Annotated in this window: 14 protein-coding genes and 1 riboswitch; of the genes, 10 read left to right on the top strand and 4 right to left on the bottom strand. The window is 51.1% G+C overall.

Translation table 11 applies throughout. The features are described 5' to 3' along the window. Nucleotides 1–68 precede the first annotated feature (68 nt). Nucleotides 69–178: riboswitch (TPP riboswitch) on the top strand. A 330-nt stretch (nt 179–508) separates the two neighbouring features. From thiD to BLT02_RS13135, 4 genes are all read left to right on the top strand, one after another. Next, entirely contained in the window at nt 509–1,303 is a 795-nt protein-coding gene (thiD, locus tag BLT02_RS13115; protein ID WP_092996395.1) for a bifunctional hydroxymethylpyrimidine kinase/phosphomethylpyrimidine kinase, read from the top strand. Between the two features lie 232 nt (nt 1,304–1,535). Further along, entirely contained in the window at nt 1,536–2,066 is a 531-nt protein-coding gene (gene thiW, locus BLT02_RS13120; protein ID WP_092996398.1) for an energy coupling factor transporter S component ThiW, read from the top strand. A gap of 332 nt (nt 2,067–2,398) precedes the next feature. Then, nucleotides 2,399–3,889, top strand: a complete 1,491-nt coding sequence (thiE, locus tag BLT02_RS18255) for a thiamine phosphate synthase (RefSeq protein WP_347474988.1) — start codon at nt 2,399–2,401, stop codon at nt 3,887–3,889. Nucleotides 3,890–4,095: 206 nt separating this feature from the next. After that, the gene (locus tag BLT02_RS13135; RefSeq protein WP_092996401.1) at nt 4,096–4,494 is read left to right on the top strand and encodes a pyridoxamine 5'-phosphate oxidase family protein; all 399 of its coding nucleotides are present in this window, start codon (nt 4,096–4,098) and stop codon (nt 4,492–4,494) included. A gap of 147 nt (nt 4,495–4,641) precedes the next feature. Here BLT02_RS13135 and BLT02_RS13140 read toward each other — a convergent pair whose 3' ends face one another. Further along, complete coding sequence (locus BLT02_RS13140) at nt 4,642–5,544, bottom strand: PHP domain-containing protein (RefSeq protein ID WP_175453838.1); 903 nt, start codon at nt 5,542–5,544, stop codon at nt 4,642–4,644. A 258-nt stretch (nt 5,545–5,802) separates the two neighbouring features. Between BLT02_RS13140 and BLT02_RS13145 the strand changes: the two genes are divergently transcribed. Continuing rightward, nucleotides 5,803–6,312, top strand: coding sequence for a hypothetical protein (locus tag BLT02_RS13145; RefSeq protein WP_092996406.1), 510 nt, complete (start codon nt 5,803–5,805; stop codon nt 6,310–6,312). A 130-nt stretch (nt 6,313–6,442) separates the two neighbouring features. Here the strand turns inward: BLT02_RS13145 and BLT02_RS13150 are convergent, their stop codons facing one another. Further along, entirely contained in the window at nt 6,443–6,949 is a 507-nt protein-coding gene (locus tag BLT02_RS13150; protein WP_092996426.1) for a CYTH domain-containing protein, read from the bottom strand. 434 nt (nt 6,950–7,383) lie between these two features. On the opposite strand from BLT02_RS13150, the gene BLT02_RS13155 reads away from it, so the two are divergent. From BLT02_RS13155 to BLT02_RS13170, 4 genes are all read left to right on the top strand, one after another. After that, on the top strand, nt 7,384–8,346 hold the full coding sequence (locus BLT02_RS13155; RefSeq protein WP_175453839.1) for a heparan-alpha-glucosaminide N-acetyltransferase domain-containing protein: 963 nt from the start codon (nt 7,384–7,386) through the stop codon (nt 8,344–8,346). A gap of 357 nt (nt 8,347–8,703) precedes the next feature. Further along, nucleotides 8,704–9,267, top strand: a complete 564-nt coding sequence (locus BLT02_RS13160; RefSeq protein ID WP_242869813.1) for a TetR/AcrR family transcriptional regulator C-terminal domain-containing protein — start codon at nt 8,704–8,706, stop codon at nt 9,265–9,267. Between the two features lie 255 nt (nt 9,268–9,522). Then, nucleotides 9,523–13,296 carry a hypothetical protein gene (locus BLT02_RS13165; protein ID WP_092996412.1) on the top strand — a complete coding sequence of 1,258 codons (3,774 nt, stop codon included), beginning with the start codon at nt 9,523–9,525 and terminating at the stop codon, nt 13,294–13,296. Between the two features lie 224 nt (nt 13,297–13,520). Beyond that, a complete protein-coding gene (locus tag BLT02_RS13170) occupies nt 13,521–14,102 on the top strand; it encodes a manganese efflux pump (protein WP_092996415.1) in 582 nt (193 codons plus the stop codon). A gap of 487 nt (nt 14,103–14,589) precedes the next feature. On the opposite strand, the gene BLT02_RS13175 is transcribed toward BLT02_RS13170, so the two are convergent. Both BLT02_RS13175 and BLT02_RS13180 read right to left on the bottom strand, forming a co-directional pair. Further along, on the bottom strand, nt 14,590–16,272 hold the full coding sequence (locus BLT02_RS13175; protein ID WP_092996417.1) for a phospho-sugar mutase: 1,683 nt from the start codon (nt 16,270–16,272) through the stop codon (nt 14,590–14,592). Nucleotides 16,273–16,302: 30 nt separating this feature from the next. Then, nucleotides 16,303–16,506, bottom strand: coding sequence for a hypothetical protein (locus tag BLT02_RS13180; RefSeq protein WP_092996420.1), 204 nt, complete (start codon nt 16,504–16,506; stop codon nt 16,303–16,305). A gap of 632 nt (nt 16,507–17,138) precedes the next feature. Between BLT02_RS13180 and BLT02_RS13185 the strand changes: the two genes are divergently transcribed. Continuing rightward, the coding region (locus BLT02_RS13185; protein ID WP_139187621.1) for a hypothetical protein at nt 17,139–24,142 on the top strand (7,004 nt) is incomplete at its 3' end.

A 24,142-nucleotide genomic window follows, 5' to 3' on the forward strand; every position in this document is an offset into this window, starting at 1 on the left:
GAAGAATAAACCATTGAAATCTTTCAAAAGAGCGCTTATAATAGCAAAAGATATGGTTTAGGTGTTTAAAAACACAAGAGGGGAGCTGGCAGTCAGCCGGCTGAGAGGAAACTGAGGATGTTTCGACCCGGAACCTGATTTGGGTAATGCCAACGTAGGGAAATAAATCGCAGTTATGCGGGATGCCTTGCGCGGGCATCCCGTTTGTTCATCTGTGAAACATTCATAAGGGCATTTGTGAAGCGTCTCAGGGGAATATCTGCAAAAGATTTGCAAAATGTCTGTAAGGGCATTTGCGAGATTATTGGAGGAGTATTTCCGAGGCGGCCGGGTGATTTTTTTCAGGATGTTTGGATGAACAGAATCTGACTCCCCCTGTCCGGACCAGACTTCAGTCTGACCGGAGTGGGGAAAAGGAGGATAAACCAGTAAGCGGCCGATTGGGGGCACCACTTTCTGCCGCTATAGAAATGTAATGCTGATTCCTGTGAGAGAAAGGAGGAAGACAATGAGGACCGCATTAACAATCGCCGGAAGTGATTCCAGCGGAGGCGCCGGCATCCAGGCAGATATCAAGACCATGACCGCGAATGGCGTTTATGCCATGAGCGCGATCACGGCTTTGACTGCACAGAATACGACCGGCGTTACAGATATTATGGAGGTCACTCCCGGATTTTTAAAAGAGCAGCTGGATCGTATTTTTACGGATATCAGACCGGATGCAGTAAAAACGGGAATGGTCTCATCCTCTGCTTTGATCGAGGTGATTGCGGAAAGGCTCCGTTATTATGGAGCGGAAAATATCGTTGTCGATCCCGTGATGGTTTCCACGAGCGGATCGAGGCTGATCAGTGAGGATGCGATCGGAACTCTGAAAAAGGAACTGCTGCCTCTTGCAGCGGTGATCACGCCCAATATTCCGGAGGCAGAGGTGCTCTCCGGCAGGACAGTACAGACAATGGAAGACATGGAAGCTGTCGCGAAGGAGATCTATGAGGCATATGGCTGCGCAGTGCTCTGCAAGGGCGGGCACAGTATCCAGGATGCCAATGATCTTCTTTATGACGGGAAGAAAATGACCTGGTTTTACGGGAAGAGGATTGACAATCCCAATACTCACGGGACCGGATGCACGCTTTCGAGCGCCATCGCATCCGGGCTGGCGAAAGGGTACGATCTGCCGACGGCCGTGCAGAGCGCCAAAAATTATATTTCCGGTGCGCTTTCTGCCATGCTGGACCTCGGAAAGGGAAGCGGCCCCATGAACCATGCCTTCGCGATCGACGGGAATTTTATTTGAAGTCCTGACTATAAAATCCCGGATTTCGGTAAACTCTTTTGAGATCCGGATTTTATAAGTAAAATGGACCTTCTTCAATTTTGTGTGTTTTACCGTAAATAATTTTGTTTTAAAGGGAAATACAACAGTTGCGATTCAAAGTACCGTAAAAATCCATATATTAAAACATTCTGTACTGTTTCGGGCGGTTCTCTGGCAGGGGGCATTTCGTGGAATCAAAAGGAGATGCACAATGAGTAATCAGTCAGCGAATGAACAGTCTGTCAATACCAGGAAACTTGCCTTAACAGCTATCTTTGCCGCCGTGGCGGTCGTGGGATCGATGTTTTCATTTCCTGTGCTGGGGTCAAAATGCGCCCCGGTGCAGCATATGGTCAATGTGTTGTGTGCGGTTTTTCTCGGGCCTGCGTGGGGGCTTGCCTCCGCTTTTATCGCGAGCCTGATCCGCAATCTGATCGGCCTCGGGACTCCCCTGGCTTTTCCGGGCAGCATGTGCGGCGCCCTGCTCTCGGGACTTTTGTACCAGAGGTTTAAGACCCTTCCGGCAGCATGGATCGGGGAGATCTTTGGCACTGCAGTGATCGGCGGGATTCTGGCCTATCCGGTCGCTTCCATGGTCATGGGAAATGCGGGAGCGACCCTCTTCATGTTCGTGGTTCCCTTCCTGATCAGTACCGTGGGAGGCACCCTGATCGCGGCTGTGGTCACACTGGGGCTGCACAGCCGCGGAATAATCGGCCGCCTGAGAGAAGAAGTAGGGTGATAGGTCATCTTGAGAGAAGAAGTGGAATAAAAAAGAACGGAATTAAAGAAGAACCGGAATTAATAGAAGGAACGGAGAACAGGCAGACCACAGGCGGGGAGCACAATACCTGTCTGTGGTCTGTTAATCTTTGTATCTGCCTGTTGAAATAAGACCGGCACATTCCTGCTGTTTTAGTATGTGAGGCTCCCGGTAACATCGGCGGGGCTTTGACAAGGCGGAGCTTTGTTGACACAATAATCGTAAGAAAAAACCTGCTGTTATTTTGGAAGTTATGAAGTAGCAGCGTCTGATACCGGTTATAAAAGTAAAGAGTATAGAGGGATGATGTGATGAGCTTGAAAGTGGAAAACTGTCTGTTATATGCAGTGACGGATACATCCTGGCTGCGCGGGAGGACTCTGGCGCAGCAGGTGGAGGAGGCGCTGCGGGGAGGCGCCACGATGGTGCAGCTGAGGGAAAAGGAGCTGCAGGGAGAGGCACTGGAGCAGGAGGCGCGGGAGATCCTGGCGCTCTGCAGGCAGTACGGGGTGCCCCTTCTGATCAATGATGACGTAATGCTGGCAAAAAAGATCGGCGCTGACGGTGTGCATGTGGGGCAGGACGATATGTCGGCGGCGAAGGCGCGGGAACTGCTGGGAGAGGACGCGGTCATCGGGGTCACAGCCAGAACGGTAGAGCAGGCGCTGGCGGCTCAGGAGGCCGGCGCGGACTATCTGGGGAGCGGCGCGGTGTTCGGGACATCCACCAAAAAGGACGCAAAGCCCATGGATCCCGCTTATTTCCAGCAGATCTGCGAAAGTGTCTCCATACCGGTCGTCGCGATCGGCGGGGTCACCCTGGACAATATCCGCGAACTGGAAGGCCGCAAAATGTGCGGTTTTGCCATTGTCAGCGGGATCTTCGCGGCCGAGGATATCGAGTCAAGGACACGGGATCTGTGGAAAGCGGCCCAGGAACTGTGCCTGCCGGGACAGGTCAGCAGGTTGAAAATGGAGATACTGCGCAGGCACCCTGTTGTCCAGTGCATCACCAACATTGTCACTGTCAACGACTGTGCCAATGCCCTGCTGGCTGTCGGGGCTTCGCCGACCATGGCCCATCATCCGGAGGAGATGGAGGAGTTCGCCGCAGTCTGCGACGCCCTGGTGTGCAACATGGGCGCGACGGAGTCGCTGGAAGCCATGATGGCAGCGGGAAAGGCAGATACCGCAGGGCCTTCAAGACCGGTGGTCATTGATCCCGTCGGCTGTGCCACCTCGGCCTTCCGGCGCCGGAAGTGTCTGGAACTGATCGACGCCGTGCATCCGGCCTGTATCCGGGGAAACGGGGCGGAGATCCGGGCGCTGGCGACAGACCACAGAACCGCCAGGGGAGTGGATGATTTATTTTTGCAGGAAAAAACAGAGGGCCCGGCGGATAAAAACGGACAGTCTCGCGCGGAGATATCTGAAGACCAGCCCTCCTCGGATTTTTCCTTGTCCGAAGAGACCGTGCGCTGTGCGCGGCAGCTTTCCCGAATGACCGGAGCGATCGTGATCGCTTCCGGGGAGACCGATTTTGTCGTCAGCGGGGATCGTGTCTATTCTGTGCATGGGGGATCAGCCTGGATGACGAGAGTCACTGGCACAGGCTGCATGCTGAGCGTGCTTCTGGGTGCCTTTCTCTCGGTAGAGAACAGCGCGTTGAGCGCAGCGGCCTGCTGCGGGATGATGAATGTCTGCGCGGAAAGAGCTCAGGAACACACTGCGGCGGAACACGGCGGGACAGGTACCTTCCGCGTTCATCTCATCGATGAACTCTCCGGGTCGATCAGACAGTAGAGGAAGTACAGACCTGTCTCTCTTCGGGTTTTTGCGATGGAAACTACGCAAAACGCTCGAGTTTCGAACCGGTCTGTCTGTAACGTCTGTACTGTAGCAGCAGCGGTTGGGTACACTGTGTCAGTTGCGCTGTGTGCGAATAAAGGCTAGAATAAAATAAAACTGAAAACCGGTTCTGGTGAAATGACAAAGAGGAGGTAGTTCAGATGAGTAAAATCCATGATTTTCTGAATGAGGCAGGGGTGTTTTTCCTTGCGACGGTTGATGGAGACCAGCCGAAGCTTCGTCCCCTTGGATTCCATATGGAAATGGAAGGCAAGGAGATGTTTGGTGTCGGCGATTTCAAGGATGTTTATAAGCAAATGACCGTAAATCCGAAGGTTGAGATCGTGGCAGCAAAACCCGATGGACACTGGCTGCGGTATACCGGCAGGGTCGTCTTTGACACAGATCCCAAATACGAGGCGGCAGGACTGGAAGTCATGCCTATGCTGAAGGATATTTATAATGAAAAGACCGGCCATAAGATGATGGTCTTCCATCTGGAGGATGCGACAGCTGTCGATATCCCCATGATGGGCCCCGGTGAGGATCTGCTTGCCTGATTTTGGGCAGTAAAAGTATTTTTGCCGGGCGATAGAACTTTTTTCGCCAGACGGCACACTGGTTTATTATGATGAAAAAGGGGATGGCCTCCTGGTCAGTCAGGAGGGACCATCCCCTTTGGCGTATTATTGGAAACCGAAAAATACTCAGCCCTCCGGAACGTCCCAGGAATAGGGGATACCCCAGGGGACTGCCTGCTGGTTGAGTTTGTGGGCTCCATGGAAGTCCGAGCCTGCAGTGAGGAGCAGGGTACGACCGCTTGTACGGAGGACCCGGTCAGCGAGAGCGAGGATCTGCATTGCGTCTTCAGGTGTGTTGTGCGGGTGAAGCAGCTCGAAGCCATCGACCCCGTTCTGCAGACAGTAGTCAAAGAAGGTCTGGAGCCTGGTCCCTGAAAAATGATATTCCCCGATATGGGCAATGACGGCAGCTCCGCTTCCGGCATGGATGGCATCGATTGCCTCTGCAACCGTGATGGTCTTGCGGGGAACGTAGTAGGGACATTTTTTGCCGATATAGACCTCCATTGACTCGCTTATGGAGGAGACGACGTTCAGATGCACGAGATAGCGGGCGATGTGGACCCGGTTGTAATTGCCGGAATCGCTAATTGTGTGCGCGTAGGCATAAAAGCCGTCCACCGTGACTCTGCCCTCTCCGATGCCGGCATCCTCCATTTTTTTTACAATGGCCTCATTGTGCCGGATCTTGGTCACTTTATATTCCCGGATCACTCTGCGCAGGGGCTCAAAAGCGGGAGAGGAAAAATCCGAGGAGGGCGGGAAATAACCCAATACGTGGATCTCAGGAGGTTCCGTGCCGGGGGAGGTGTCCTGCTCCGGCCAGCCTGTGCTCAGCTCGATCCCGTCTATTCCGGCCTGGTCGTACTTATGGCAGGCTTCGCGGAAGGCGTCGATCCCCGCGAGTGTGTTGTGATCCGTGAGGGCGATCAGACCGATTCCGGAAGCCTTCGCTTTTTTCACGAGCTGGTCGGGAGTATCTGTCCCGTCTGAAAAAGAGCTGTGCATATGCAGATCAATCTTTTCCATAGACATTTCTCCTTTTACTTATTATTTGCGTATGTTAGATTATTTTAAGTGTTTGTGATAGATTATTATAAATATTGTTGGATCAGTATAGATACAGATGAAGACAGAGCCGGATCATTTTTAGATTCAGATTGATTTTAATTCAGATTATTATATAACAGATCATTCCCAATTAAAAATTGTCAATTAAAAGCAATTAAGACAATTAAAATAAGAAAAAACTGACTACAAGGGCGATAAAGTGGAAAGGGGCTGCGCATGCGGACATTGGTTTTTGATAACAGCGTTTATGAAGATGGAGCCGGCCGGATCTATAACAAGATCATGAGCTGGACATTGCCCGGGCTTATTCTTGCAACGCTGGAGATTGCGCTGATCAATACAGGTATACTGAGGGTAGACAGTGTCCCCCCGGTATTGCTGAAGCTGATCGGTCTGTTGACTGTCATCTATGTCATTCCCTCGATTTTTGCTTTCCCGACAGTATGGTTTCTCTCCTATGGGAAGACGAGGCTGCTTAAGACGGGGTCGATCGACCTCTATAAAAAGAAAATCGTCTATCATCAGGCGGCTTCGATGACCATGGCGACTCCCCGTATGGTGGACTGGTCGGTGACTCAGCTGAAGCGGGTGGAGAAAAAGAGGGGCTGCTACATCCTCTACGGTGCGGTCACCAATGAGACTGCGGGCGGGAGTGATTCTCAGCTCAGGATTCCCGCCGCGTTTGAGGATATGCACCTGATCAGTGAGATGGCAAGATATCACTGAGGTTTTTTCAACAGGGAATCTTTTACAAAGACCTTCTAGAGGGGTCTGCTATAAAGAGCCTTTTACAGGGATCTTCTACTTCTATAAGATTCAATAAGAAAGATTCTTCTAAGAGTCTTTGGAAATATCGTCAGCTTTTATTCTTCAGGCGGGTGAGGATCCAGAAAGCGCCCATGGTCCTGGTCGGCTGATCTGTGACATCATCAGACAGATATTCCTGCAGGCCGACGGAGGCAGGGTCCCAGGAAAGAGCCTGCTCCTCGGAGGAATATTCAATTTCCGCGTACATGAATTCAGTTTTTCTGCCCTCGTCGACAAGGTTGACTTCCAGGTGGAGACCGTCGGGAAGCAGATAGGTGCGGCGGAGCTTGGGGATAAGTGGAATGCCGATCAGGTCTTCAAGTTCCCTGAATTTTTCCTCGCTGACGGATATTTCGATTTCCTTGCGGGCAAGGGTGCCTGAGGACTTGAAGCAGACAACGTAATCGGTGTCCCCTCCCATGACGGACTCCTCCCGGATCCGGACTGTGGGACGAACGGTGATATAGCCCTGCCGCATCAGTTCCTCTTTGAGCAGAGGAAGAGAATCGGTTTCCTGCGGCCAGTTTTTGACGATCCATTTGCGTTCTATTTCCATGATAATCAGCTCCCTGACTTTAGGACCTGTCACGTAATGACTTAGGAATACCTGCAAGTCTTTTCTTCCGATCACTGCGTTAAAAAGCCCCGGCGATGCCCATGAATCGAAGATCCATTATCGCCATGCGTTTTTTCCCTGTACTCCAAAGAAAATCCTGTGCGGCTTTCCTAAGGTATTTTCGGACAGTCCCTTACTTTCTGACTTTGATGCTGCGGTTTGTTCCTGTGATCGATCCTTTTCTTTTCAGGAATAACTGGAACTGATTCGAGTTTACCGTTTTTTTTAAAGATTCACAAGAGGATTAATGATATACTGATATGGCTGATATAGACAGGAGTTACTATACAGACCGGCTCGAAGCTCGAGGCGTTTTTCGCGGCTTTTTCGCGAAAAATCCGGGTTCAACGGTGCGAACACCCTCGCAGAGTGTGTTGCGCACAGCGAAGCGTATTGGATCCGCCGCGCGAAAGCGGTCCATGTCCACGCCCTTTGAGGGGGCGTGGACAGTAACAGACAAGAAAGCCGGAGGGACAGGCGGAAGGCTGGAGACGCTGGACATGATCCGAGGTCTGACGATCATCAGTATGGTCCTGTATCACGGGATGTGGGATCTGCTGTATCTGTCCCGTTTCGGAGCGGAAATGAGCACCGCGCGCACGTGGTATGAGGGGATCGGCGGGCATCTGTGGCAGCAGAGCATCTGCAGGTCTTTTATTTTGCTGGCAGGTTTTTGCGTGCCGTTTTCGAAGCATATTTTTCGCAGAGGTCTGCTGGTCAGTGCCTGCGGGATCCTGGTGAGCGCAGTGACCGTTTTTGCCATGTATGAGGAGAGGGTGCTCTTTGGAGTACTGACTTTTCACGGTGCTGCCATGCTGCTGGCCGGCGCAGGGCGGCAGATAAAAAAAGGGCGGTCAGAGCAGCTTTGCGGGTGGAGAACTGCGGAAGATGAGTTTTCAGGCGGGCCTGTCAAAACGGCTGCAGCCGTTGAATCAACAGGCGGGCTTACTAAACCGGCCGCAGGGGTTTTGCTCAGTGCCTTTTTCTTTCATGTGACAAGATGGGTGAACCGGGGATATCTGCAGCTGGGACCTGTTTTCCGCCTGGCGCTTCCTGCCTTTTTGTATAAGAGGGAAGGTGCAGGGGGCTGGATCCTGACAGCCGCGGGCTTTCCGATGAAAGGATTTTTCTCTACGGATTATTTTTCCCTGATTCCGTGGATCTTCCTTTTTCAGACAGGGATCTGTCTCTGCAGGCTGATGGAAAAGGGAAAAGTGTTTTCGAGGCCGGTTTTTCATCTGAGGGCACCGCTCCTGAACCTGATCGGACAATATTCCCTGCTGATTTATCTGCTGCATCAGCCGCTGCTGTATCTGCTGGTAAGTGTGTTTTCCTGAAAACTCCGGCAGCAGGCGGAAGCGGGAGCAGTAACGAAAACTATTTGTAAACCCGGAAACGGGAATCGGAAACATGAATTAGAAACAGGGATGCTAAAAAAAGGGAACAGAAAACGCAGGAAACAGGAGCTGCTATATTTTTCTGACAAATCCCGTGGGAATGTGTTATAATAACCGGGCTGGAGTAAGGCGATACTAACTAAGCCGGAGCAAGGCTGCTCAGTCTGGGCTGTCTGGTCTGTCTGTGACTTTTTTTACAGGGTCTGACAGGAAAACAGCTATGGAAAACAGCTATTAAGAAGTATTGTTGCCGCACTGTAAGCAAAGATTGCTGACTGATGGCAGGAGGTCTTTTGTTTGGAAGAAAAGAGGGACATTGAAACAAAGCTTGCCGTGAGCCTGAAAGGGCTTGTGACGAAAATGCCTTTTGAGAAGATTACGATCAAGCAGATCGCGGACGGGGCAGGTGTCATCCGTGTGACTTTTTATAATCATTTTCAGGACAAATATGATCTCCTTGCCTGGATCGTCCGCAGGGAGATCCTCGATCCAGTCCGGATCCTGATCTCCAACCGGATGTACCGGGAATCTCTGATCCTGATCTTCAGCAATTTTCTGCAGGACAAAGAGTTTTACATGCATGCGGTCAGGATCGAGGGGCAGAATTCTTTTTCCGAGATCGTGGAGGAATGCGCTTATGCCCTGCTGCTGGATATTTTCCGGGAAAACGGGGCAGAGAGGAGGCATCCTCGCCATGCCTGGATGAATCCGGAGAATCTGGCTCACTATTATGGGAATTCGATGTCTTATATTGTGCTCGAATGGATCCGGACGGGTATGACGATACCGCCTGAGGAGATGGCCACTATCTATGAATATATTGGCACCCGGTCCATGTGGGATATTCTGGAGGAACTTTAAAGGAAAAGGATATCGGTATACAAAATAGTCGGTTTGTATATTCACTTGCAACACGGATTCCGGATTGGATATTCTCATATTCAATCCTTTTTTCTTATTATAATCAAAGCGGTTTATCAAAACCGCAGCCAATTTAATGATATTTGTAACAGGATAGTATTTTCGAAAGCGGCAGGGTAGCAGCTCGAAAATGACACGATAGTATTTCGAAAGTGACAGGATTGTATTTCGGTAGTGACAGGAGAGTATTTCGAAATGAGAAAAAATCAGATTATTGCGATGGTTTTATCCGCTGTTCTTGCAGCAGGGTCCAATATGACGGCAGTGACCACCCTCGCGGCGGTCTGTGATCCTCAGGCGGCAGGCGGCAGCCCGGTCAGGTCTGCCGGGGCGGGCAGGGATGTGCTCTGGTCCAGTGCTGAGGGAGACGAAGAGGACAGTGGTGACAGCATTGATCTGGAGAAAGCCGTTACCGAGGCGGTCAGCCAGGTCTCCAGCGGGGCTTCCAAGGAGGAGACGGTTTATATTTTCACGGATGAATACGGGAACCAGAGGGATATTACGGTCTCCAACTGGCTCAAGAATCCCGATGGAAAGGACAAGCTCGAGGATCTTTCCGATCTGTCTGATATAGAAAATGTCAAGGGCGATGAGACCTATGACAGGAACGGGGAAGAGATCACCTGGAATGCCGGCGGAAAGGATATTTATTATCAGGGTACGACAACGCAGCAGCCTCCTGTCTCGGAAAAGATCACCTACTATCTGGACGGCAGGGAGATCGCCGCGAAGGACCTGGCAGGCAAGAGCGGAAAGGTCAGGATCCGCATCGAATATACCAATAATGTTCCTTATAAAAATGTCTACGTGCCTTTCGCGGCTGTGTCCGGCATGGCCTTTTCCAATGACACGGCGACCAATATCGATGTTGACAACGGTTCGGTGATCTCGGAGGGCAAAAACACGATCGTCGTGGGAATGGCTTTTCCGGGTCTGCAGGAGAGTCTGAACACAGTCCGCAGCGAATCCAAGGATATCGTTGAGAAAATCGGGGATGATGAGGAAGATAAACAGGATACCAAGAACCGGATCGATGAGGTCGATATCCCCGGAAGTGTCGAGATCACGATGGACGCTACTGATTTCAAGATGAGCACCTGCATGACAATGGTCTTTTCCAACCTCTTTGCCATGGACGAGGAGGATGAAAGGGATTTTGACGAGGATCATTCGGACGTGTTCAGCGACATGGATGATGCGGTCACGGATCTGGAAGACGACGGCAATGACCTCGCAGACGGCACACAGGATCTGGTGGACGGCGTTGAGGAGGCCAGGGACGGCGTGGACGAGCTCTCCGATGGAGTGGATGAGCTGGCGGACGGTGTCGAGGAGTACACGGACGGCGTGGACAAGGTCGATGACGGCGCGCACACCCTGGCAAAGGGGGCAAAGACCCTGACAGGGAATAATAAGACGCTTCGTAAAGGAGTAAAAGGCCTCGTCGATGGCTCAGTGAAGCTGGCGGAAGGCGCGGCAGCGGCGGCAAAGGGATCCTCTGATCTGGCCGGCGGAGTTAAGAAATACACGGCGGGAGCGGACCAGGCGGCTGACGGCGCGCTGGCACTCTCCCAGGGAGCCGGCAAGCTGACAGAGAAAGACAAAGACCTGAATGGCGGCATCTCGGATCTCACTTCCGGCGTAAAGACGATCGGGGAAGGGATGACTGCGCTCAGAGGCGGGCTCAAGGAGCTCGACGACAAGCTCTCTGTCTATACCGGAGCCGTTGCCTCCGTGAGCGAAGGACTCGGCGAAAGCAAAGACGGGGCGCGGACGCTCCGGGACGGCGCTGCGGCGCTGGCGGATGATGAACAGGGCGCACCCGCCTATGCGGACGGTGTGGGCAAACTGGTCGGGAGCGTCAGGAACGTGAAAGACAGCACAGAGCAGCTGGCGGATGGCGCTTCAAAGGTCACGGAGGGAGTCCGTTCTCTCTCCGGTAAGGTCGATTCCCTGGGAAGCGGGATCGAAGCGGCGGCAAAGACTGCGGGTTCGGCGGCAGAGCATGCCAAAGAAGCAGCCGGACATGCCGGAGACGGTGCCTCTGACGCGAAGGATTTTATTGAAAAAGCAGAGTCCGCCCGGAAAAAGATCTCCGATGCCTCGGACAAGGCGAAGGACGTGATCGATGCGGCTGAGGAGGCTGAAAAGGCCGGAAGCGGATTGAAGGACAAAACAAAGGGACTGAAGGATACCGCTGAAAAGGCAAAGGAGGATGCCTCCGGAGCCGGGGAAACGGCGAAAAAGAAGACGGATGCGGCGGAGGACAAGATCGATGCCGCAAAGAAAGCGGTCGAAGAGATCAGTTCCCCTGTCGACGGGATCCTGGACGCGGTCGGCGACGGTTATGGCAGCGATGAGGGAAAGGTCGACAAGGTGGACACGCCGGATGGAGACAGCGTCAGCGAGGATGATATCCGGAGCGCTGTAAAGGATGCTGTGGAGGACGCCATCGGGGATAAGCTCGAGGGTGTCGAAGGCGTGGACAAGGATAAGATCATCAGCGCGGCTGCTTCCAAAGCTGCCTCCGCAGCCTACGAAGAGGTCAAGGACCACTCCGGGTCCGGCGAATTCAAGGACGCGATCAAGACAGCCAATGATCATATCGAGGAAGCGAACGGCGTGATCGAGAGCCGGAACAAAAAGATCGCTTCCATCAAAGACAAGGCGGACGGTGCCGGCGACAGCCTCGACGACAAGATCAGCAAGGCGAAAAAAGCCCTTGACGAAGCCGGGGACAGCGTGGGCGAAGCCGGTTCGACGGTCGAGGATGCCGGTTCAGCCGTTTCCAAGGCGGCGGACAGCCTTACCAAAGGAGCCGGTGAGGTGGACAGCGCCGCGGAAGAGGTTGCAAAAAAGGCCTCCGCGGTCAAAACGGCAGCCAACGGCTTCAAGTCGGCAGCGGACGCGGCGGACGACCTGTCTGTCTCCGGTCTGAAGGATGCGGCGGACGACCTGAAGGAGGACGCCGGAACACTGGGCAAGGATGCCTCCGCGATTGGAAAAGCAGCGGAAGGGATAAAATCAGCCGGCGAAGCCCTGGAGGAGAGCAAAGATTCCATCGACGCCCTCAAGAACGGCGCGGAGCAGGTCAGCGGAGGGCTCGCGAAGCTCAACGGATCCCTGAGCGAAGCGGAGGATGACCTGGATACGCTCGAAAAGAGCGGGACCAAAGTTTCCCAGGGGGCAAAACAGGTGGACAGCGGCATCTCGCAGCTGTACGAATCCCTCTACGGAGAAGACGACCATTCCCTTTACAGTGTCCTCAGCAAGCTGAAATCCAATAACGGCGCGATCAGTCAGGGCGTATCCAACATCAGGGATGGAGCGGATCAGGTGGCTGAAGGTCTCGACAATGCAGGCTCCGGATCAGATACCCTCAAAGAAGGCGTAGCGGCTTATACAAAGGGAGTGGAACAGCTGGCGCAGGGAGCAGGTCAGCTGTCGGAAGGCACGGCGGAGCTGAAAAAGAATTCCGAAGCTCTAAACAAGGGAGCTGACGACCTCGCGGCCGGGACAAAGACTCTGTCTGACGGGACTATCGAGGCGAAGAAGGGCGTTTCCCAGCTCAGCAGCGGTATCGCCAAGTACCTCAAGGGAACCGAAGAACTCAAAAAAGGTACGGACAAGCTCTCTGACGGAACCCATAAGCTCAACAAAAACTCCGGAAAACTCAATGACGGTATGGATGAACTCCAGGACGGCGTCGGAGAATTCTCCGACGGCATGCAGGAGATGCTGGACGGCTGCATCGAGCTCAACGACGGCGTCATTGAATTCCGCGATGACGGGATCCGGAAGCTCGCGGATATCTACAGGAATAATATCCGGTCTCTGGACGACAGCCTGATGGAGGTCAAGGAGGCGGCCAAGGTCTACAAGACCTTCAGCGGCGCCCTGGAGAACGCGGACAACAATGTCAGGTTCATCATCAAAACCGACGGCGTCGAAGTCGATGAGGAAGAATGATTATCCGCAGGCCGCCGGTGTTGAAGCGGATGAGGAAGAATGATCATCCGCAGGCCCGCCGGTGTTGAAGCGGATGAGAAAGAATGATTATCCGCAGGCCCGCCGGTGCTGAAGCGGATGAGAAAGAATGATTATCCGCAGGCCCGCCGGTGTTGAAGCGGATGAGAAAAGAAGGGTTTGTTAAAGATTTTGTTACAGCGGTTTTCCCGCAGGAGGCAGGATAAATGAATATCCACACTCTGTTTATCCTATTGATCGCAATGGCTATGGCCTGTGATATTTTCGGCATAGTGGTGCAGAGAGGGGCAAATCTGGTCAGGATCGATGTCAGGACGGCACTGATGTCCCTGCTCTGGGCAGTATTTGAACTGCTGGCGATCTTGGCAGGTTACGCGGCGGGAAGCGGGCTCCTGGGACTGGAGTTGACGGAACACAGAAGCCAGTTCTGGGTGCACGTTATCTCCGGAGTGATCCTGGCTGCCATCGGTGTCCGTATGTTTATGCTGGCCTTCGGGAAAAGGATCATTCTGGAGCACCGCATGGAAAAAGTGGATTTCCGAACTGATATCCTTCTGGCCCTGCGCCTGTGTGTGCACGGGCTACTGGCAGGGATCGTCTGCGGCCTGCTCTGCTTCAGCCTGCCGCAGGTGATCGCGGCCGCCTTCCTCATTTCTGCCGCGTCAGCCGTGGCAGGCTACATTTCCGGCCGCGCCTGGGGCGTGTCTCCCAGCGGGACGGCCTATGCCATCGGCGGAGGGCTTTTGTGTGCGCTGGGCCTGGCCCTGCAGGTACTCCCATTTGGATGATTTGCATAAAGCAAGATGAACCCCGATAAAGAAAGCCGGGTCTGGATGAGGAAAGCCGGTCCCGGATAATGAAAGATGGATAAAAAAGGAATGAAGGCCTGTTTCGTCCCTGTTTCGCAAGGAACAGAATCGGGGCAGGCAATTGAAGCGGGTTGAATTTGACAAAACCTGTTAATACAGAAAGAAGAAAGCGCTGCTGCATTGCTGAAATTTCGCAATGCAGCAGCGCTTTTTATCTGTGCCTAATGTTGTAAATATACTTCCGGTATTCCTGTAAATGCCACTGTGACAGACAAGGGCATTTTAAAATGCGCCAGCGCGGTAAATGATCCGGCACGGTAAATGTGCCGGCGCGGTGTGCAGACAAAGCAGTCTGCCGGAAAGCCGTCTGTCTATGACACATCAGGAGAAGCCGTCTGTCTATGACTCATCAGGAGGAAGCTGTCTGTCTATGTCACATCAAGCGTCACATCAGGGCTGTGTCCCATCAGGAGAAAATGGGCTTGATGGCCTCGGAGAGGGCATCCTTTTCAGCCTGTGCGGCCGCGAGGTCTTTGCCCAGGGTGGTGTAGTAGGCCTTGATCTTGGGCTCTGTGCCGGAGGGACGGATCATGACCTTCGCGCCGTCCTCAAGGACATAGGAGAGAACGTTTGCCTTGGGCAGGCCGGTCTCTTCCGGTTTCGCGTAGTCGGTCACGGAGGCGACCTTCAGGCTGCCGAACGCGGCGGGAGCGTTGTCGCGAAGTCCGGCCATGATGTCGGCCATCTTCTGCATTCCGGACAGGCCGGGGAACTCGACGGTGTCGATCTTGTTGAGGTAGCGGCCGTACTGGGCATAGATTTCTTCCAGACGCTGCTTGATGCTGGAGCCGATGCTGCGGTAGTAGGCAGCCATCTCGCAGATCAGCATGGAGCCGATGATGGCGTCTTTGTCACGGACATAAGGGCCTGCCAGATAGCCGTAGCTCTCTTCGAAACCGAAGATGAAGCGGTCGACTTCGCCTGCTGCCTCGAGCTGGGCGATCTGGTCGCCGATCCACTTGAAGCCTGTCAGGGTCTGACGAAGCTCGACGCCGTAGTTCTCGGCGATCTTCTCTGCCAGAGGGGTGGAGACGATGGACATGACAGCGACGGGGTTCTTGGGCATTGTGCCCTTCTCGATGCGGCCCGCGCAGATGTAGTCGAGCAGCAGGGCGCCCATCTCGTTGCCGGAGACCAGCTCGTAGGAGCCGTCCGGGCATTTCATGGCGATACCGACACGGTCTGCGTCGGGGTCGGTTGCCAGCATGAGGTCTGCGCCGACTTCCTTCGCCAGATTCAGGCCTTTTTCAAGAGCAGCGAAGATCTCGGGGTTGGGATAGGAGCAGGTGGTGAAATAGCCGTTCGGATATTCCTGCTCGGGAACGATGGTGACATCGGTGATGCCCATATCCTTGAGGACGCGGGTCACAGGGACGAGGCCGGTGCCGTTCAGAGGAGAGTAGACCAGCTTGAGGCCGGCGGTCTTGCACAGACCCGGACGGACCTGGCGGGCTTCGATCGCCTCATAGAGGGCTTCTTTGCACTCGTCGCCGACGAATTTGATGAATCCCTTTTCCACGCCTTCCGCGAAGGACATGTATTTGGCGCCGGTCAGGACATCGGTCTTCTGGATCGCGTCGTAGACGACAGCGGCCGCGTCATCGGTCATCTGGCAGCCGTCGGGGCCGTAGGCCTTGAAGCCGTTGTACTGGGCGGGGTTGTGGGAAGCGGTGATCATGATACCCGCGTTGCAGTTGTAATAACGGGTAGCAAAGCTCAATGCGGGGACAGGCATCAGCTCGTCATAGATGCGGACATTGATGCCGTTGGCGGCCAGGACGCCTGCTGCGTCGCGGGCAAAGTTCCAGCCTTTCAGACGGCTGTCATAGCTGATGGCGACGGTCTGAGTGCCGCCCTGGGTCTTGACCCACTCGGCAACACCCTGCGTAGCCTGACGGACTACCCAGATGTTCATGCGGTTCGTGCCTGCGCCCAGTGTGCCGCGAAGACCTGCTGTACCAAAGGAAAGCGCGATCGAGAAGCGCTCTTTGATGGCGTCATCATCGCCCTCGATATTTTTGAGCTCAGTGTGAAGATCACAGTCGATCAGATCAGCTTCCAGCCAGCGTTTGTAATCATCCTGATACATACTTTGCACCTGCTTTCTTTAAACAATTAATTAATAATCCGGTAACAATCCCCGCTGCTGTCTGCCGTATTCTGTCGCTGTAAATCCCAGATCCTGCCGGAAACAGGCTGTCCCATGTGCCTGTGTGCGCAGTCCGCCTTGTGTGCGGACCTCAACAGGCAGTCCGCGCTGCCCGGCCGCCTGTGCATTCTGCCCGGCGGGTGCGGAAGGGGCTGTATACAGAACAAGGGACAAGTGATCCTCCTGCTCTGGCGGAAAGCCTGGCAGGCGGGCCGGTATCAGTTCCTAATTGGACAATGTGCTGTGTTTTCCGGCAAAAGCGGCGCAGGATACCAACAATATTCCTAAAGAAAAATATATCTTTTTTTGTGTATTATGTCAATCCGCAGTTCCTGTCTGCGCGCCTCTTGAAAATCATTTTAAAACAATCTTAACCGCTTTGAAATCGTATTGAAAAAACGAAGATTTATAATCGCCCGGGCGCTGACCTTACCTTACCTCAGGCTGGCTTTCTTTTGCATGTGACGAAATTGTGAACATCTTTGACAATCTATTGACGCTTTTTTTGCGTAGGCGATGATATAGTATATTTGTATATCTTTGTGTATCTATGCCCAGTTGGATTTATATGTTCTGCACAATAGTCCAGACTGCTGCATCTTACCTGTTCAGGACGGTTTACATTAAAAAATCAATACAAGACCATAGAATCCTATATTTGAAAAAGGAAAGTCGAAGAGATTTTGATCAGGTTTATTTGATCAGGTTTATTTGAAATTTTCGACCTGGACGGATGGACTGTCAGGACAGTTATAACGTTCAGGGGGTCACGTAGTGCTGCATTATTTTACAACAGGAGGTTTGTCATGAGAGCACAGATGAAACGGGTATTCGCAATGCTTTTGACAGCGATGCTGGTCATCGACTCACAGAGTTCGGCATGTTCGTCGCTCGTCTCTTTTGGAGCGGGCGCCAGAAATGTCCTTGCCGCAGACATCACGGAGGAAAACATCGATGATGTTGATCCGGGGTCTGTGGAAAATGTGGTCGTCACCGCAGGGGATACGGTCTCAGTAGACTTTGCGGATGGAGCCGCTGAAGATGACACTTCCTATAATGAAGGTAATGAAGCCGACGATAATAAAGGCGATGAGGACGCGGAGGATGCTGCGGACAATGAAGACGCCTCAGTGGAGGAAGATCAGTCCGTGAGTGAGGATCCGGTCTCCGCCAATGCTTTCGAGATCCAGGAATCCGACACAGAGATGACGGAGAGTGATCAGAGCGCGGCATCGGGACAGGAGGATCAGTCCTCAGAAGAACAGTTTGAGGAGCAGACGGCGGAGGGCAGTGAAGCTGCCGCCGCGGATGCTTCCGTTTCTGATCCGGAAAATACCGGAGATGAGCAGGACAATATCTCCATCGATATGCCTGAGCAGACGGATGAAGAGGATGCTGCCCCCGCAGCTGAGAATCCTGAAGGCTATGAAGATGGCGGATATTCTGAAGACTTTGAGGATGCCGGAAATCCTGAGGACACAGAGAACTATGAAGAGGCCGGAGATTCTGATGGTTCTGAGAACTATGAAGATCCCGATGCCTCCGGGGACTCTGAGAATTATGAGGATGCCGGAGATCAGGATGAATCCTTTGTTGAAAATCCGGATGAAGAACAGGAGATCCAGGACGATCAGATGATCGATGAGGATCAGCAGACAGACGAGGATCAGCAGATCGAGGAGGGGGAAGATACCTCCTCTGAAGCCGTGCCTGGAGATGAAGGCCAGAATGTTGAAGATAATCAGGACGGACAGGCTGTCGACGGCAGCGAAGTGCCGGGAGAGGAAACGGGGAATGAGCCTCCTGCGGACACCCTGGAAGAAACGACGGCACCTGAGGCCGGACAGACCGGAACAGAGGAGGCCGGAGCCGGACTGACGGTCGCACCTGAGACAGCTGAAGAAAATCTGGGTGCGGATTCCGTGCTCGTAACAGCTGTATTCGGAGACGACAACACTCCGATTAGTGAAGCCTATACAGGACTGAGCATCCCCGTAACTGAGGAAGGACTGGACCTGACCAAATCTCCCATTGAAGGAGACGTCACCAGGGCTGTGCCCGTGGAGGGGACCCAGCGGCTGTACGTAGAATCCTTCAAATATGACCGCGCAACGATCGACGGCGCGGAGATCACCTCCCTTGCGAAAAAAGACATTACAGAAAACACTGTCGTTTTTCTGCATTACAGCAGCACTCAGAAAAAGACAAAGTATGTTTATAATGATCAGGATATAAAAGTGGTCGCAGTTGTGCAGGATCCTGAGGCGATTCCGGACAATGCGATTCTTTCCGTGACCCAGATCACCGCGGACCAGAACAAAGTGGCATTTGATGCCTACATGACAGCTCTGAACAATAATTCTGACCAGATCGCGGAACAGGCAGCCCGCGAGGAGGTCAGTGAATATAATGCTGAAAACACACTGCTCTATGATATTGCGTTCCTTGTTCCCAAGGCCGACGAGGAGGGAAATGTGCTGGAGGGACAGTATGTCGAGATCCAGCCTGCCGGAAACGCGGTTTCTGTTAACATGCAGTTCAAAGGTAAACAGCTGAGTAAAGACTTAAAGGCAGAGAACACTGAAGATATTCAGATCGTTCATCTGCCTATTGCTGATGCCCTGGTGGGAGATGTTGACAAGACCCAGGATATCATCGAGGGAAGCGAGCAGAAACTCTATACCGGCGACGAGATCGCCGACAACATTACCCCCGAAGCCATGGGTGTGCGGAAGGCCAACCTCACCGAGAAGACGGAAAATGTCATCTTTGACGCGCCCACGTTCTCGGCCTATGCCGTGACGCTGGCGGGCGGGAATAATATTAACTTCAATGTCAAGGTGCGGTTTTGCGATGATGAGGGAAATGCTATTCCCCAAAGCAGCATCTCTTTAGACGGAAACTACTATCTTGTGGCATATGTGAACGATAATGTTACTATGTCTTGGGGAGTAGTAGAGAAGCATGACTATATATATGTAAAACAAATTGTGCCTGATAATAACTCGGAATGTTCTATGACAATTAATAATGCCACATTAGCACAGTTTCAGTCGTATTATTGGTGGGATTATCGTGGTGATTATCTATCAGGTCCTTATGATGGAAAAGTAGTAGAGTTTGCAATTGCAAAAGACGCGATTGGCAATTATGAAAATAATGAAATAAGAAATGGGCAGAACATAGGCGCATTTACTCTTGAGATGACCGGACCTGCGACCAGGACATTAGACGCCAGTGGCAGTACAGAGGATATCATAATAAATGCTGTAAAAGGCGGTTACAAGTATGAAGTGCAGTTTTTTGAAAATGACGGAGTGACTCCGGTCATTGATGACAAATGTGGACTGGAGAATACGTATTATGTAATTGCAAAAATCATTAATAATGATGATAAGACTTATGTGGACGGAGATGTAGCAAATGGAAATATCAGGTATTTTATAGAAAAGCTGAATACAGAGAACCTGAACGGGGGAAAACAATCAGGCTTTGTCGATACTTTTCGTGGGCAGTTCTGGCCTCCAAACGCTGTGTCATATGCACTTGAAGATGATGTAGTAGTGGAACTGGTCACTTCAGAAAATATGTTTGACGATGTAGATGATCCAGTTGAACCCCATTACAATTTTGGCGAAATCTTTTCGGTCGGCTCCTATTTGGAAGATAAATTTAAAGTTGAAAGTATTACGGTCAACGAGTCGAACACTAAGAGCATAGTCAAGCTGGTCAAGAATCCGGCATGTTATGTAAAAAAGGATATAGTCAAACTTAATAATGGAACAGAACTTGATACTTCTAACTATTATGTCCTTTCTGAGATGGAAAAATCTGATGGAACGATTTCCCGCTATCTGGAGAAGTGGGATGACATTCCGGCAGAAGGGTATAGGATTGGCGATGAAGAAGAAATAGAAGTGAGTAGTCAAAATGCGTCTTCCTATTCACCGAATAAAAATGTTACTGTAAAGCTTTTAAAAGCAAATGGGGAATTGACTCTCGGCGCAAATGGTGTGATTGGCACTTATCGAGAGGCGGCAGAGGGGCAGATGATGGATGGCTTCCAGGTGTCTTGTTCCGAGGAAAAGCCCGAGACAGGAAGCCATAGCAGGACCATTACGCTGACTGAATTGGAATCCGGACAGGATTATCCGGTAGAGATCAAATTCCTTGATCACTATGGTGAGCCGGATTCTCCCAATCTGACAGATGATTATTATCTTCTGGCAACATTGAAGCCTTCTGATGGGTCCGACAATCTAGTTGCATGGGCTTTGGAGAAGATTACGTGGGATGATTCGGCAACCACTTCTATCCTTCTGGAAAACAATAGCTTCAATGTCTGCGACACTGCATTTGAAGCGACCGGAGAGATGACAGGATTCAATCCGGATAATTTTACGATCAGCACTCGTATTTTCAGATCTATTGATGGTACGGAACTGAATTCCTATAATGACGTAATCGCAAACGGCCGTGATGACGTGTTAAATTATGACTTCGTCAGTAATGTACAGGAGTTTGACGGGGACAATAAGCCAATAAAATCAGTCATCACACTGAAGAATTCCACGAACAAGACATATACTGTGAATGTGGAAGGTACGGACAAACTGGCGACGTCAGGAAAGAAATACTATGTATTTCTGAAGGCGGAGCACGCATCTACTCCCGACACGTATGCTCTCAGCAATGAAATGACACTTACCGGGTCCTTCAGTGAGGTTATTCCCGATGAGAGCTGGGTTCTTGCCAGCGGTGCAGCCGGTGATCCTTTCACGGGCAATGAGACGATGAAGTATTACATCGTTGAAACTGCTGCAGATGCTGCAAAACCTGCAGAGACAGATGTGATCGCGGCTTTGAACGGCGGCGGATCCAATTCGATCCGCGTTTATGATCAGAATGCCCTGTTTGACGGAACAGCAGCAGCCAAGTTTGTCTTTGACTCCAGGGACAGGGTCGAGGATATCCATGATACTGAAGTCACAGATAAACTCGTGATCAAAGCGGCTACGGCTACTCGCGATTATGACCTTGAATCCATTATGGGAGCGGGTATGCTTTATGGAGTAACCGCTGACTTTTTTAACCCACAGGGACATTTGCAGACAAACTTTGCAGCCAATAGATTTAATCCCTGCATGAATGGAAATTATGGGTGGGTCCATCCGAACCTTGCGGGGAATCCAGGAACAATCGCAATGGCATCTATTGACGAAGGTAAAGACTTCCGCCTGGAAGATGATGAAAGTTTGACAGCGATTCCGATTATTATTGATCCGCTTTATAGGAGCCAGGTTAAAACACAGAATCATGATAATTTAGTTCCGCCAGGATATATAGTTGATTTGGATTCCAATCAGATCTCCAATCAGATTGTCAATCCGATTATCAATCACATGAAGCAGATTTCCCAGGAACTGCTGACTCATGAAGATACCTTTGCTCCTCCCATAGAGGAATACGCGGGGACAGCAACACTTTTCTTGAATTCAGAACATGAGAAGACAATTAATGTTACCTGTGCAGATCTTGATGTGACAGGGTTTGATGAGAATGCAACAATTTATATTGATGGCGAAAGGTATTTGAAATACCTTGCACAGCCTCAGGCATTGAACATTAAAAAATGGCCAAACCAGGTTGTAGTGTTCAATTTTGATAGTGCTACGAATGTAGATCTTAATACATTTCGTATTCAATATAAAAATGAGGATGATTCTTGGCAGGAACCTTTTTCTACTCAATCAGAATGGGATTTAAGTGCGGATCATAGGGAGCATACTATTGAAGTAAATGAAAAAGTGGGTTTCGCGGCACAGACTGTTGTTTTTAACTGCGCAAATGCAGAAAATGTCCAGACAGGTGGGGCTTGCGGAATGTTCCTCCTTCCAAAAGAAGAATCTGTTTTGACAATACAGTATGAGTCTGGTGCAGGTTGGATTGCCAGTGCCGGAACAGTTACCTCTGATAATACCTTCCTCAGAGAGAATGGATTCGATACAAACTGGTCGTGCTTTGAATGGCACGGACTCTATGCAGAAATGCCGGATGCGTCGAATGCTTCTCTCACTTTAAGAAAAACTGTTAACGGGGACGATGCCGATTCATCAGAACTCTTTACTTTTGAAATTGACAGATATAAAGAAGAACTTGGGCAGAATATTGACAATGAAGAGTATTGGGAGAAGGTAAAGGAGATAAACAATTCCGGCTCTTTAATCTTTTACACTGTTAAGAATCCTACTGGAGACCCCATCATTTATCGTGTAAAAGAAACAGAGGTGAAGTCTGCTGATGGTTCATATTCCTTTGATGATACAGTTTTTTATGCAAGAATCAAAAGGATTTTTGTGAGTGAAGGAAAATATGTTGCTACAGTTGACTATTATAATGATTTTGACAAGGCTTTTGCTGACAGTGTTGATGATAAGCTAACAACGACGCCAACTTTTAAAAACAAGGAATTGCCGGTCTACGGGCCAGTGCTAACAAAGAAACTGACCTATAATGATCAGTCAGGACATGTTGTCGAAAAAGAAAAATGGCCGAAAAATGGATTTGTATTTTCAATTGCTGTTGATACAGAGAATACAGACTCTGACCTTGTGAATCAGGCTGTCTACCGTGTTGTCGCCAACAGTACTATCACACTGGAGATTCCTGTAAACAATCTGGACGCATATATCAGCAATTTTGAAAGCAATATTGCTGATTATGAATTGACAGACAGCGAAAAAAATAATCTGTTAACTAAACTCGAAGCTCTTGCCAGCGCAAAAGCTAACATCGCGAATAATAAACGTGCAGCCTTCAAGGATATTACTTTCAGGAAGGCTGGTTCGTATGTCTTCACAATCACAGAGAATGTTCCGGAAGGTGCCGAGAACAATGTAAAGGATCATATCCAGTATTCACAGGATCCTGTGAAACTTACTGTAAATGTGGAGGATCAGGACGGCGTCCTTGTGATTGACTCTGTTTCTTATGAACAGGGGACGGAGGAAGTGGAGGCGGATACTGCTTCCGAAATTTCTTCTTTGTCATTTGAATACAAGAATATATATATAGAAGAAATTGTTCCTGTAACCACCGGAAAGCTCACCTTCACAAAGACCGTGACCGGAGGCGTGACCCAGGAAGAGGCAGAAGGAGCCCTGACCTTCACCATCCAGAACGAGACCACTGGCAAGTACCTGCTGGTGAGTGAAGAAGGCGAAGTGAGCTGGGTGGAAACTGAAACTGAGCTGTCCCTTGAAGTGCTAAGCAAGCTGACGACTGGCTATACAGTAACAGAAGACGCCGAGAACGGCTTCCTGTTCACAGTCGTGCTCGATGATGTTGAGCCCGGAACCTACACGATCACGGAGAAGAACTCTGCTATTCAAGGGTTTGGGATGAAGAGTTCATCTGTCACAACTGACAGCAATGAACTGGCAGCAGGCGAGGAAGTGGACATCGAGCTGATCGATGACTATGAGAAGCTCGGAACCCTCGAACTGACGAAGACCATCAAGGGCGAAGTGACGGAAGACGAGTACAACGGAGCCCTGACCTTCGAGATCACAACTACAGAAGGGGAAGGCGAGACCCAGAAGACCCTGTGGCTCGGAAAAGACGGGGAACTGAAGGAGGCCAAGGAAGAACTGACCCTGGCCGATTTTGAGGACCTCGGAAACAAGCAGTTCAGACTGGTCATCAATACAGAAGAGTACCGCGACTATACCGTAACCGAGACCGCGAAGGATATTGACGGGAACAGCGTGACCGTCTCCTATAAGGTGACCCAGGATGAGACCGAATCCGA

Origin of the sequence: Sarcina sp. DSM 11001, from assembly GCF_900101015.1 — a bacterium.
In the GTDB taxonomy this organism is placed as follows: Bacteria; Bacillota; Clostridia; order Lachnospirales; family Lachnospiraceae; genus CAG-791.

What these genes read in the sequence shown, in the direction of transcription:
- thiE (WP_347474988.1), top strand. Translation starts at nt 2,399, where the DNA reads ATGAGCTTGAAAGTGGAAAACTGTCTGTTATATGCAGTGACGGATACA.
- BLT02_RS13140 (WP_175453838.1), bottom strand. Translation starts at nt 5,544, where the DNA reads ATGGAAAAGATTGATCTGCATATGCACAGCTCTTTTTCAGACGGGACA.
- BLT02_RS13175 (WP_092996417.1), bottom strand. Translation starts at nt 16,272, where the DNA reads ATGTATCAGGATGATTACAAACGCTGGCTGGAAGCTGATCTGATCGAC.
- thiW (WP_092996398.1), top strand. Translation starts at nt 1,536, where the DNA reads ATGAGTAATCAGTCAGCGAATGAACAGTCTGTCAATACCAGGAAACTT.
- BLT02_RS13170 (WP_092996415.1), top strand. Translation starts at nt 13,521, where the DNA reads ATGAATATCCACACTCTGTTTATCCTATTGATCGCAATGGCTATGGCC.
- BLT02_RS13145 (WP_092996406.1), top strand. Translation starts at nt 5,803, where the DNA reads ATGCGGACATTGGTTTTTGATAACAGCGTTTATGAAGATGGAGCCGGC.
- BLT02_RS13150 (WP_092996426.1), bottom strand. Translation starts at nt 6,949, where the DNA reads ATGGAAATAGAACGCAAATGGATCGTCAAAAACTGGCCGCAGGAAACC.
- thiD (WP_092996395.1), top strand. Translation starts at nt 509, where the DNA reads ATGAGGACCGCATTAACAATCGCCGGAAGTGATTCCAGCGGAGGCGCC.
- BLT02_RS13165 (WP_092996412.1), top strand. Translation starts at nt 9,523, where the DNA reads ATGAGAAAAAATCAGATTATTGCGATGGTTTTATCCGCTGTTCTTGCA.
- BLT02_RS13135 (WP_092996401.1), top strand. Translation starts at nt 4,096, where the DNA reads ATGAGTAAAATCCATGATTTTCTGAATGAGGCAGGGGTGTTTTTCCTT.